The following is a 12202-nucleotide window of genomic DNA, read 5'->3' as shown; positions in this document are numbered from 1 at the left end:
AGGATCTGACTTATAAAATAGCAGACCTGAAAACAGAGTGTAGACAGGCATGAATTAATCAATCAGATCCTGAATCTTGGTTTTGATAAGGTCAATGGCAATTCTGTTCTTGCCACCGTGGGGAATGATCAGGTCAGCATGCTGGCGGGCAGGCTCAATGAATTGCAGGAACATCGGGCGAACCGTTTCCAGATATTGTCTGATGACCGAATCAACATCACGGCCCCGTTCGAGAATATCTCGCTTCAGTCGTCTTATCAGACAGATGTCCAGTGGCGTGTCCATGTAGAAACGAAGATCAAAGGTTTCACGGATATCCGGACGGGTAAACAACAGAATGCCTTCAATCAGAACCACCCGGGCAGGAGGGACTGTGCGGGTTTCCTTTTTACGGTTGTGCTCTGTGTAATCGTATAGCGGCACATCCACTGTCTGACCTTCTATTAGTAGCTTCATATGCTCCAGCATCAAGTCATGGTCCATGGACTCGGGATGGTCATAGTTAGTCTGAACCCTCTGCTTCATGGCCATGTGCGTCTGATCCTTGTAGTAAGAATCTTCGGAGATGACACAAACGTGCTGAGACTGTAGTTCTTCGACCAGAGTGCTGGCCAGCAGACTTTTACCGGAAGCAGAGGCACCGGCAACGCCGACCAGAATGGTTTTTTGTTTTAGCATTTATATTCCGTTATTTTTCTCTATCCACAGGTTGAGGGCGACCCTGTTCATCAATGGCTACAAAAGTAAAGACGCCTTCCGTCACCTTGATGCGTTGCTGATGAAAAGGCATATTCGTGATCCAGACCTCCAGCTTGATCCGCATAGAAGTGGTGCCAACGTGAATGACCTCAGCATAACAACAGACTACATCACCGACATTGACCGGATGGTGAAATGACATAGATTCAACGGCTACAGTAGAAATTCGGCTGTGACTTCTCTGATTGGCAGCGATACCACCGGCAATATCCATTTGTGACATTAGCCAGCCACCGAAAATGTCGCCGTTGGGGTTGGTGTCTGCAGGCATGGCGAGGGTTCTGAGCATAAGCTCTCCCTGTGGCTCGGGCATTAGGGGTCTCCAGTGAGCACAAAAAAATCTGGCTCAAATGCTAAAAGCCACAGAAGATCATGTAAATCGGTAGTTTCAGAAAATGTACTTGCACAAGTCAATCAAGTCTGGAAAGCCAGCCTCTTGGCCAGTTGATGGCCCATCAATAAGTCATAGTTTTTATGACGTTTTCTCATTAATAGAATATTATTCTGTGCTGTGATTTTATTTGCTTGATTGAAGGATGCTATGAACGCTCGAGTTCTCTCTAACCCAAGCCAGTTGGTGGTTCGTAACAGTGAATGGCTGAGCTGCGATAAGATGCTCGTGCTGGGTATGCCTGCTGATGGTCTGGGAAGAGAAATTCTTCAGGAAGGCATTGCAGAAGAAGTTTACGGGCTGGCTCGAGACTTTTCAGTCTACAGGGCCGTTAAAGAGGACTGGTCTGCAAGCAGTCAGATGACTCTTCACTATGGCTCTGTGGTCGAATCGACAGCAGGCCACTTTGATGGCGTGCTGATTTTTCTGCAGAAAAGCAAACCTCTGATGGATTTCTGGCTGGCGATGATTGCACCTTTGTTAAAAGAAGACGCTGTCGTCTGGCTGACGGGCGAAAACAGTGAAGGCATAAAATCCTGGCGCAAGCGACTCAGGCAGAACTTTTCTGAAGTCAAAAACATGGATAATGCCCGTCATTGCAGTTTAATTGAAGCTTCAGGCTATCTGCACAATGGCGTTGAATTCTCCAGGCCGGATTATTACAGTGCCTATGAACTTAAAGTTCGTGATACATTTATGCCGTTATTCTCTCTACCTGGTGTATTCAGTCATGGACGTGTTGATGTGGGTACTGCAGCACTTCTGGATACCTTTGATCACTGCGCGGCCGAACGTGTTCTCGATTTTGGCTGTGGTGCCGGAGTGGTAGCCGGCTTTCTGGGGCAATTGAACCCCGACGGACATTATACTCTGGTAGACTCCGATGCTCTGGCTCTGGAAAGTTCAACCCGTACCCTGCAGGAAAATAACGTAAGGCACTTTAACGTGATCGCCAGCGACGGTTTATCTGAAATCACTGGTGAGTTTGACCTGATCGTTTCCAATCCTCCATTTCATCAGGGTGTCAAGACTCATTATGCAGTAACGGAACAGTTTCTTGCCCGGTCTGTTGACCTGCTAAAGAAAGGAGGGGAGCTGAGAATTGTGGCGAACAGCTTCCTCCGCTATGAGCCGATCATCAAACAGGCTTTCGGAGATTGTAAAACACTTGTCGTAAAAAAGGGTTTCTCAATCTATCAGGCTTTCAAGCGCTGATCGCAAAAATATTTATATAACATTTTCACATAAAAACTGATGAAAATGTTATTTCAGTTATAATTGGTGACGCTGATAATCTGCGCTCCTGATTATGGGCAAGCAGCCTTCAGGACCACATTTCATTAGATTAAATGAGTGGTTGAGCACATTGCCCACAGCTGTTCTTAGGGAGACACTCATGTTCGGTCTTACATTTAAAAAAGCTATAACCACCGTCACTCTGGCTATGTCTGTGGTGCTGGCTGGCTGCTCTGATGATCAGTCTGCACAGACACAGGCAGGCAATGATGAAGTTAAGTCTTCTGTCGTTAAAGTCGGTATGTCTGGCACCTATTACCCGTTCACTTTTATGGAGCAGGGTGAACTGAAAGGCTTTGAAGTTGATCTCTGGAAGGAGATCGCTAGTCGCCTGAATAAAGATGTTGAGTTTGTTACGGCACCATTCTCTGGTCTGTTTGGCATGCTGGAAGCAGGTCAGCTGGACACTATTTCCAACCAGATTACGCTGACTGAAGCCCGCGCCGAACGTTATGCTTTCTCCGAGCCTTATGTTTACGACGGTGCCCAGATAGTAGTCCACGAAGACAACAATGATATTAAGTCAGTTGATGATCTGGCAGGCAAGAGAGTTGCTGTGAATCTGGGCTCTAACTTTGAAGCGATCCTGCGTCAGAATGATCCAGAGAACAAAATCAATGTGGTAACCTACGATACCGGCATTGAGCAAGATGTTGTGCTTAAACGTTCTGATGCTTTTGTTATGGATCGTGTCAGCGTAATGGCCCTGATTGATAAGTCTGATTTGCCTCTGAAGTTAGCCGGTGAGCCGATTGAGATCCTGAAAAATGCTATGCCCTTCGTCAATGATCAAGAGGGTCTGGCTCTGAGGGATCAAGTGAACTCTGCTCTGGCTGTCATGGCTGAAGACGGAACTCTGGCTTCTATTTCCGGTAAATGGTTCGGTGGAGACATTACTGTTAAACCTGCAGGGTAAACCTTTCATCCATTACTGTTCTCTGGAATACTGGCCCGTTTGTTCCGAAGTCAGCTACAGGCATTTGAATGATGGATTTTGAATACACTGTCGGAATGCTTCCGACAGTTGCCGTGAATCTGGATACGACGTTTTTTATGACACTGGGTGGTCTGGTGTTATCTCTGTCTCTGGGTCTTGTTCTGGCTCTGGTAAAAATTGCCCGGCCCTTTTATCTTCACCATCTGGCTGACCTGTATATCTCTTTTTTCAGGGGATCGCCGCTGCTGGTTCAGCTCTTCCTGTTCTACTATGGCCTGCCACAGTTGGTACCTGCTCTTGCAGGTATGCCTGCCATAGTGGCTGTGATCATCGGTCTGGGTCTGCATTTTGCTGCCTATATGTCAGAAAGCATGAGGGCAGCGATTATTAGTGTCCATGCGGGGCAGATGGAAGCTGCTTTGAGTGTCGGTATGACCCGGGCCGAGGGCATGAGAAGAATTGTTATTCCTCAGGCGGCAAGGGTGGCTTTTCCCGGATTGATGAACAATGGGATTGATCTGCTCAAGAGCACATCACTTGCCTTTACTCTGGGGGTTGTTGAGATCATGGCCCGTGCCCAGATGGAGGCCGCCAGTAGCTTCCGCTTTTTCGAAAGTTACCTCAGTGTTGCGCTGATTTACTGGGGAGTGGTGTTAGTATGCACCTGGCTCCAGAAGTGGGCTGAAGCAAGACTCAATCGAGCATACATTTAGTTGTTCTGTTTTGCGGATGCCGAATCTACGGCACCCGCCTCTCTTCTGCGGTGATTCTGAATTTATAATGTTGTTATTCTGACTTCTACTAATATCGGCGTTATTCATTCTAATTTTTTCCTATACTAACGAAAAGTTATGACCGCGTTTGACCATGGAGAGGTCAGGATGAGTTTAAGAACACGTATAGAGTCCTTGGTACCCCGGCTTGCACATTTCAAGAGTGAAGTGTCACAGCAAGTCAAGGCATTGCACCCTAAAAAAGTGCTGGTTAAAAACTGGGGCCGTTTCGTTCAGGGAATGAAAATAGCGGCCTTCCATGCCAAACGTCTTGCCCACGGTATCTCAGATCGTATCCCCAGAGTTCGTATTACTGCCAGAAGGGTTGTCCAGATCAGGGCTGAGGAAGCCTTGATGGGGAACCGTATCAAGGCAAAGAGTCAAGAAGGTATTCCTCTAAGCCCTGATCAGTCAGAATTTCTCAAGAAGCAAGCTGGCTTTGAGGTGAAGTCTCGAGAGGTTGGCTCTGAAGGTAGCAAAACGACTGTTGATTTCCTGGTTAAGGTTGAATCAAACGCACTAAAAGAAGCTGATAAACAGTTTGAAATCGATCTTGAAGCCTTTGCCAAGGCAAGAGTTGCGCTTAATGACAAAATGCTGAGACGCCCTACCGAGGTGACTGAGGAAGAGAGTACTGAAGTCAAACAACTGAAGGAAAATCTGGATAAATCGCAATCCCGTCTGGCTTACCTCAGGCATATGGCTACAGAGCTCAAGTATAAGGAGCTGGGTGGCCAGTTTGATACTGAGGCTGCCCTTCGCGATGCCATCAGGGTTCACGTGAAAACTCAGGGCTTACAGAAAAGTAATGCCTTCAATCTTGTTCAGGGTGTCACCAATAATATCGCCAGTGTGACTCAGGATCGTCTGGATATTGATTCCCGGATCAGAGAGATCAGTGATAAGTACAGAAACAGAGTTTACAAAGACATTATTGCCTTTGTTGATAATCCTGATGAGCATTCAGAACACAATACCCTGGTCAGAGCCCAGCGTAACAGACAGATGATCTGGGGTACTGACAAGCTTCAATTTGCCACAGCAGAAGCGGGTTACTCCAAGCGTTTACCAGGGTTGGATTATTATATGTGTGCAGCCAAAGAAAACTGGCCACAGGGTGAGCCCGTCTATAAAGACCGCCTGGTACTGGAAGCTGTTCGACTCATGCACAATGACTGGTCTCTGTTTGCCGGTGACGTTCAGTCTGAGATTGATAAAATCAGGGTTGATATCGATAAAGAAAATGGCGTTGGCAGTTTTGATTCAGAAAAAATGTGGGAATATCACCACCTGAGAAGTTTCCAGGAAACACTGTCAAAACTGAGAAGGTTTGCAACCAAGGATGCTGACAGCACAAGCCGGGTGGTCGATTTCCTCTCCAGTTATGGTGAAGAGTTGGGACTGGGTGAACACCCGGGCTACAACCTGGATGTGTTGACGAAAGAGGCCCAGGCCAGATACGGTGTCAATAGCTTTAAGCAACTGGAAGAATCAGTGACCAGAACAGAAAAAGGTACGGCTGAGCACCCGGAGTATATGCCCATTCCTCCTTTTGGTCAGACTCCTCCCCTTATACAACCGGCAGTGAATAACCGTTTTACGGGAGTCGCTTCAATACCATCTACTGACCCATTTCTTTCGGATTTACAAGAACAACAGGCTCCTTCAGCGGTGTTTAAATTGGCTCCGTGGCCGACTGATACGGGATCACCTGTATCCAGTCCAGTGCCACCGCCACCAGGCTTTGGTAATAAATGGGAAGCCTTTGGAGAGCCAGATACGAGTGAATCAGAGGATCCATCCCAGAGCTCTGAAAAAGATTCCCAAAACAATAGAAATACTTTCTAGCAGCCTGTCGGACTTAAGCGTCCGTAGCGAGGATTGCAAGAAATTGAGGATAAAAATCTCTGTTTCTGAGGAGAATAGCGAGCTATTTGACGAAGAAACAGAGATTTTTAGACCAATTTATTGCAACCGCAGTAGGACAGTCTTAAGTCCGACAGGCTGCTAGCCCTGTTCAAAGAACAAACAAAAAAAACGGCACCTGACCTATAGGTGTCGTTTTTTTCAGGATTGCTTATCCATTTTCTGATAAGCGACAATGTCGTCTACATCGATATTTAAAGCCTCTGATAGCTTCCTTATAGTTTTTATAGACCCGGTTTTTTGTCCACTCTCGATCTGACTGATCATGGAAGCCGATACGCCTGACTTTTCATGTAGCCCTTTCTGGCTAAGCTCTCTGTACTCCCTCCAGACGGTAACGGGGTTGTCACCGTTCATGAGCCTGTTTGTGACCTGATCAGGCAAAATCCCATCCTCTCCGTTGAGGAGATCTGCTTTCGCCTCTCTGAAGGCTTCAGAGTCTTCGATGTCTTCCATCCTTTCTAACATCGCCAGATATTCATTGTAAGGCATGACAACGAAAGCTGGTTTTCCTTCGTGATTCAATATTTCAGCCATTTCAAAACTCCGGAGGGACGAAGCCCTTCTCTCTAGGAGCCTGACAGAGAATAGCGCCCGTAGCGAGGACGGCAGAAAATTGAGGATGGAAATTCGGTTTTGTGAGGAGAATAGCGAGCTATTTGACGAACAAAAGCGGATTTTCAGACCAATTTGCTGCCGCCGCAGTAGGGCAGTCTATTTTCTGTCAGGCTCCTAGTGTTTGTATATTGTTGCAGACGCGACAGGAAGTAAGCAGTTAAAGCTTTAAATAATAGGGCCTGAGAAGATCTATAGTCTCAGTTGTGTACGCTGGGTGCTCGCTGTATATCGTCATCTGCTCAAGCTTATGTCTTGATCCGGAATGCCCCAGAACCAGCAGGTGACGATGATTTTTATGGGTGTCAGAAGAGCGAATAGCCAGGGTTCGCTCCAGCTTCAAGTTTGTGGCTTGGTGGAGCGCTTCCAAAAACACTGGGCTGGATTCAACCGGCAACAGAATCCAGGCTTTGCCATCCTCAGACATCAGTCTGTCAATATTTTCAGCCAGTTCCAGAAAACTCAAACTGTCTGTGTGACGTGCCAGTGATCGTCTGTCGCAGGGGGCTTTAGAGGCATTTTCAAAGAAGGGAGGGTTGCTGAGTATACAGTCATAGCGTTTTTCAGGCACAAACGATTGAATGGAGCAGTGATGTAACTTCAGACGACTCTTCCATGTGCTGGCTGAGAAATTTTCCCGGGATTGAATAGCTGCCTGATCGTCCAGTTCAACTGCATCGATGCAGGCTGTCGATCTTTGGGCTGCCATTAAGCTGAGCAGGCCGGTTCCGGCACCAATATCAAGAATGGATTGACTGTTTTCCACCTCTGCTCTGGCGCCAAGAATGCAGGCGTCGGTGGTGATTTTCATGGCAGTCTGGCCCTGTTCTACCCTGAATTGTTTGAATTGAAAATAACTGTTTCTGGCCATCAATGGTTGCTCGCTACAGGAGCTTCTGAAGGCTTTTCAGACGCTGGTTTTCTTTGTTGAAATACAACGGCTGAAACAATCATCAGCAGCCCCACATAGGTGGAAATATGAATGCTCTCATCCAGAACATTGGCGATGAATATCAGTGAAAGGAAAGGGCTGAGATAGCTGATGTTGCTGATGACTGAGGTGTTTTTTGCCAGCTTGAGGGCTTTGAGCCAGAAAATATAGGCAAATCCCATCTCGACCAGTCCTATATACAAAGCCCCGCTGAGACCTTCCACAGGAATAGGCCAGACACTGGACTGCCAGAAAACAGCCACCGTGATCCAGGGTAATCCGAACAGAAAGCACAACAGCAGGCCAACCTGTGAGTCACCCTTATTTCTGGCGTTTAAAATCCAGTACAAGGCCCAGATCAGGGTGCTGGAAAGCATCAGAATTACGCCCTCTGGGTTACCAAAGTTGAGATTTTCCAGCTCACCCCGGGTGCTGATAATTAATACGCCAAGATAGGCTAAGAGACAACAGATGCCATCCTTGAAACTCAGCTTGTTACCCAGCAGCGGCACAGCCAGCAATGTAAGCGCCAGAGGCCAGCTGTAATTCAGTGCCTGAGCCTGCTGGGCGGGCAACAGGTCATAGCCGCCAAACAGGACGATGTGGTAGAGGAAAGGGTTAAGAAAACCTAGCAGGATGTAAAGTCCAAAGTGCTCTCTGCCCTGTTGGATCAGTTGGGGCCACTTGCCCTGGGCAATGACAAAACCACCCAGAAGCAGGGTCGAAGTTAACACCGACCAGAATACCATTTGCCATGGATCAAGATGGTCGAGAGTGAGCTTGAAGGCGGTAGCAACGGTGGACCACATCAGGGCAGTGGCCAGAGCATAAAGGCAGGCTTTTATTTGTGAAGACATAGGGTGTCAAGTCGCTTTAGTGGATGCTGGCTCAGGCGGCTGAAACGCGTCTTATATCACGGCAATCTGCTTTACGCCATGAAGATTTAACAGCGTCAGCTCACGCCGTTCATCTTAAGGAAGTTTTCCAGAACCGCTTCCTGCATCCTCAGGTAGTGAAAGGCAGTTGTCGTGTCGGCCTCGGGGTTTGCCAGTAGAGTTTCCATGGCACTGTTGATGCGCTGACGGGAGTCATTGATGAGATGCGTGTCATTTTCCGAGAAGACTTTACTCGGTAGTGAGGTACCAATGGCATATTGATAGCACTGGCGTGTGAAGCTATTCATCGTTTCCTTGAACCGATCCAGAACTTCTTTGCTTGCAAATCCCGGAGTATTCAGAAGAGCCTGATCGATTTGTCTGACATCCTCCGTTTCACAATGAACGACATGCATTGTAAAGGCTGTTTCATCAAGCTCAGGCTTTTTCATAAAGTCTGAGTCTATTCGTGCTCCCCTGCTGTTTCTCAATACCAGTGTCGGCAGAGGATAGGTGGGGATATTGAACACCTGCTCCGGTGTATCCAGCTCATGGTTGGCTCTTACATCGGCTAATTGCTGCTCAAATACCCAATGATGTAACCGGGCTTTTTCAAGTGGCGTCACAGAATGGTTTTGAAGTTTTCCGGAAGGTTGAACCTGATATTGGGTCGCACTTTGCAAAACAGGATGTTGCTCAGCTGCAGATGTCAACATAGGGTTTGGTTGTCGGTCGGGTAAATCCCCGACACCGTGTTGGGCATAAAGTCTCATGACTTCTGCCTGCATCTGATCATGGTTGAATTTCGTTGCTGTTTTTTCGGGTTCGGGAGCAACACCCTCAATTTTATCGATGAAAATCTCCAGTTCCGCTTTCAGTCTCTCGGTCAATGCTTCCATGCTACTGAGTTCCAGACTTTCAACCAGCCCCTGATGCCGGTGCCCCAGCGGTTCCTGCCAACCCATCAGTTTTCCCTGAAACTGTTTGAGGTCGTGCAGGTTCAGGACCGAGTCCGGATCTACGTTTCGCCGCAGACAGTGAGCTCTGAAGCCATCCTGGCCTGGTAAGAATCGCTTAGCCAGTTGCTGCCTTTTTTCCAGTGTCTTGAGCTGAGCAGCCTGTCCCAGATCTGAAAGCACAAACATGTATTCGGTCACCGCCAGTTTGATAAGATGAGGCAGTGAGTCTGCTTTTTCCATGACGCTTATGACAGTGTCGCAGAAGAATTTTATGTCTTGATAATCTGGAGTGGCGCCATTACCTGTTAGAAAATCTGTGAGCTTGGCTGCCTGATGATCAAAGTCGCGAATTGAGACATCCATCCCGGTTTCTCTTCTAATGGTTTGCAGACCCTTACGCAACCCTCGGATTTGCCACCTTTTGGCTTGCTTGAAAGATATGTTTGAGTCTTCTGGCACTGCGTTATTGCCCGGCATAAGGGCTGTCAGGATTCTTCTGGCTCGTGACGAAGGTTCAGGAAAAGTTTGGTTTTCTTTCGGTGTTTCAACGTATGGAAAGCGGGGAGGGAGTTCAACACCGGAGACCATGTGGGCAGGCAGTGACTGATCGGAAAGCTTTTTGGCCAGAAGGTAGCCTTTACTGATAACAGGGCGTTGCCGGTAATCAGAGCCACTGGTTTTTTTTCCGGTCATTTTACGAACAGGATGTTTGACTGCTTCGGTCTTTTTTCCCCGGAAACGGGAAACCACATTATCCTTGACGGTTCGGGCAAATCCGGTCAATCCATTATAAACGCTGCTTAAAATGTGCATTCTGCCTTCCCTGGCAATTCCAATCTTTCAGCTACCCGATATTAAAGGCCTGAGCCCGGCGTTTGGCGATTTTCTCAGTATATGTATCGACACTTGAGCTACCGGTATAACCCAAAGCTTTCAGTTTCTTGTCCAGGCCGGTTTTGTCGAATTGGAAGAGTAGAAGGTTGATTTTTTCGTGCATCTCTGGAAAACGATACTGCCTCGTTTTCCAGAGTATTTCGCGTTGTCAAACCTGCGGCAGGTACTTATTTGCCTGGTAGAGGGGATCGGAGGTGTAGCCATTACAGGCCAGAGGTTCCTGATTGCTGTCTGATTGGAGGGAGATAAGGTATTCCGGATAACGGATGTCGTCTATTTCGCCACCAGGGTGGGTAGCGTCCTCAAATAACCGTTTGTTGTCGAGTCCTGGATTATACATGATCGTCTTCCTTTACGATGCTGTTTTTTAAGACTTTAAAACGGGAAAGATTTAAAGCGGTAAATTGTTTAATCAGTTGTCGATGAACGCAGTATTTTTATTTTCTCCGATCTGAAAGTATTCCTGTTAAGCCTTAAAGCTATTGAGATTTGCAGCCCTGAAACATTCTGTCTGTGTTCTTCAGCTGTAAAGACTAAGGTATCGGATTTCTTTTCGACTGTCACTCTTTTGACGTGTGGTATTTTTTTGACGGCATCATCTGGATGCAGGCTCTCGCGGTTAACGCTGACAAATTCAGTTGAAAATGGGGATGCTCTGGAATGAGCGGGGCAAATTACTTATGCGGGTGATGCTATCCCACAGTCGATAGTGAGTGATCTTTACTGCCGAAATGGGCTTTCTGTTATATCATTATCCGTTCTCTAATTTTGAAAATCATTATGCCAGTGACTCAGCCCAAACCCCTGGACCGTAAGTTTTCCGTTGCCCCCATGATGGCATTAACGGACAGACATTGCCGTTACTTTCACCGTTTGCTGTCGGAGCACTCTCTGCTTTATACCGAAATGGTGACCACCGGGGCTCTGGTATTTGGCGATAAAGACCGTTTTCTCAGGCACAATCCTGAAGAGTATCCACTGGCCCTTCAGGTGGGTGGTCATGACCCTCAACATCTTGCCCGGTCAGCCCAGTACGCAGAACAGTCCGGATACCAGGAGATCAACCTGAACGTGGGTTGTCCCAGTGACAGGGTTCAGAATGGTCGCATTGGTGCCTGCCTCATGGCAGAACCCGAGACAGTTGCGGAAGGGGTCAAAGCCATGAAACAGGCGGTGGATATTCCGGTAACAGTGAAGCACAGGGTTGGCATAAACGGTCGTGATTCTTACGAGGAGCTGGTGGATTTTGTCGGAAAAGTGGCTGAAGCCGGTTGCGAAACATTTATTGTGCACGCGCGTATCGCAATTCTTGAGGGTCTGTCTCCCAAGGAAAATCGTGATATTCCTCCTCTAAAGCCTGAGTTGGTTTATCAGCTGAAAAAAGATTTCCCGCAACTGGAAATTACCATCAATGGCGGCATAGGAACCTTTGCCGAGATTGAACAGCATATGGAGCATGTGGATGGTGTTATGTTGGGCAGGGAGGCTTATCATAATCCCTATCTGATGGCTGAAGTCGATAATCGTCTATATGGTACCGGCAAACCGGTGATCGAGCGTCATCAGGTTGTTGAGAGAATGCTGCCTTACATTGAATCCGAGCTGGCAAAGGGCGCATTCCTGAGTCACATAACCCGTCATATGCTGGGTCTTTACCAGGGGCAGCCTGGAGCTCGTAAGTTCCGTCGTTATATCAGCGAAAATGCTCATAAAAATGGCGCGGGGCCAGAGGTGCTGCTTGAAGCAGTCAAGCAGGTTGAAAGTCTGAGGGAAAGAGCACAGGATGCGGCCTGAGATAGTAAAAAAGTCCCAGTGGTAAGCGACGTTGAGCTGAAACCTTCTCTTT

Annotated in this window: 12 protein-coding genes; 5 read left to right on the top strand and 7 right to left on the bottom strand. The window is 47.5% G+C overall.

From position 1 onward, the window contains the following. Positions 1 to 54 precede the first annotated feature (54 nt). Together udk and yciA are read right to left on the bottom strand one after the other, a co-directional pair. Positions 55 to 678 (bottom strand): uridine kinase, encoded by a 624-nt coding sequence (gene udk, locus ACO6V5_RS10685; protein WP_422133071.1) that lies wholly within the window; start codon positions 676 to 678, stop codon positions 55 to 57. Between the two features lie 10 nt (positions 679 to 688). Then, positions 689 to 1072, bottom strand: coding sequence for an acyl-CoA thioester hydrolase YciA (gene yciA / locus ACO6V5_RS10680; protein WP_422133072.1), 384 nt, complete (start codon positions 1070 to 1072; stop codon positions 689 to 691). 228 nt (positions 1073 to 1300) lie between these two features. On the opposite strand from yciA, the gene ACO6V5_RS10675 reads away from it, so the two are divergent. The 4 genes from ACO6V5_RS10675 (at position 1301) to ACO6V5_RS10660 (ending at position 6004) form a co-directional block, all read left to right on the top strand. Next, the gene (locus ACO6V5_RS10675; RefSeq protein ID WP_422133073.1) at positions 1301 to 2365 is read left to right on the top strand and encodes a methyltransferase; all 1065 of its coding nucleotides are present in this window, start codon (positions 1301 to 1303) and stop codon (positions 2363 to 2365) included. Positions 2366 to 2546: 181 nt separating this feature from the next. Further along, a complete protein-coding gene (locus tag ACO6V5_RS10670; protein ID WP_422133074.1) occupies positions 2547 to 3362 on the top strand; it encodes an amino acid ABC transporter substrate-binding protein in 816 nt (271 codons plus the stop codon). Between the two features lie 68 nt (positions 3363 to 3430). Beyond that, the gene (locus ACO6V5_RS10665; RefSeq protein WP_422133075.1) at positions 3431 to 4096 is read left to right on the top strand and encodes an amino acid ABC transporter permease; all 666 of its coding nucleotides are present in this window, start codon (positions 3431 to 3433) and stop codon (positions 4094 to 4096) included. 168 nt (positions 4097 to 4264) lie between these two features. Further along, positions 4265 to 6004 (top strand): hypothetical protein, encoded by a 1740-nt coding sequence (locus tag ACO6V5_RS10660; RefSeq protein WP_422133076.1) that lies wholly within the window; start codon positions 4265 to 4267, stop codon positions 6002 to 6004. A gap of 219 nt (positions 6005 to 6223) precedes the next feature. Here the strand turns inward: ACO6V5_RS10660 and ACO6V5_RS10655 are convergent, their stop codons facing one another. The 5 genes from ACO6V5_RS10655 to ACO6V5_RS10635 form a co-directional block, all read right to left on the bottom strand. Continuing rightward, complete coding sequence (locus ACO6V5_RS10655; RefSeq protein WP_422409434.1) at positions 6224 to 6619, bottom strand: helix-turn-helix domain-containing protein; 396 nt, start codon at positions 6617 to 6619, stop codon at positions 6224 to 6226. A 238-nt stretch (positions 6620 to 6857) separates the two neighbouring features. Next, positions 6858 to 7568 carry a tRNA1(Val) (adenine(37)-N6)-methyltransferase gene (locus tag ACO6V5_RS10650; protein WP_422409436.1) on the bottom strand — a complete coding sequence of 237 codons (711 nt, stop codon included), beginning with the start codon at positions 7566 to 7568 and terminating at the stop codon, positions 6858 to 6860. Then, positions 7568 to 8485, bottom strand: coding sequence for a DMT family transporter (locus tag ACO6V5_RS10645; RefSeq protein WP_422409438.1), 918 nt, complete (start codon positions 8483 to 8485; stop codon positions 7568 to 7570). Before ACO6V5_RS10645 ends, ACO6V5_RS10650 begins: the two co-directional genes overlap by 1 nt. A 95-nt stretch (positions 8486 to 8580) precedes the next feature. After that, positions 8581 to 10275: a hypothetical protein gene (locus tag ACO6V5_RS10640; protein ID WP_422409440.1), complete on the bottom strand. Its 1695-nt coding sequence runs from the start codon at positions 10273 to 10275 to the stop codon at positions 8581 to 8583. Between the two features lie 229 nt (positions 10276 to 10504). After that, the gene (locus ACO6V5_RS10635; RefSeq protein ID WP_422137524.1) at positions 10505 to 10696 is read right to left on the bottom strand and encodes a hypothetical protein; all 192 of its coding nucleotides are present in this window, start codon (positions 10694 to 10696) and stop codon (positions 10505 to 10507) included. A gap of 440 nt (positions 10697 to 11136) precedes the next feature. On the opposite strand from ACO6V5_RS10635, the gene dusA reads away from it, so the two are divergent. Next, positions 11137 to 12150, top strand: coding sequence for a tRNA dihydrouridine(20/20a) synthase DusA (gene dusA, locus ACO6V5_RS10630; RefSeq protein WP_422133082.1), 1014 nt, complete (start codon positions 11137 to 11139; stop codon positions 12148 to 12150). Positions 12151 to 12202: the final 52 nt, after the last annotated feature.

Origin of the sequence: Endozoicomonas sp. ALD068, from assembly GCF_049310145.1 — a bacterium.
GTDB lineage: Bacteria > Pseudomonadota > Gammaproteobacteria > Pseudomonadales > Endozoicomonadaceae > Endozoicomonas_A.
Note: the sequence above shows the minus strand (reverse complement) of the source record. Positions and strands in the feature narration are given on the sequence as shown.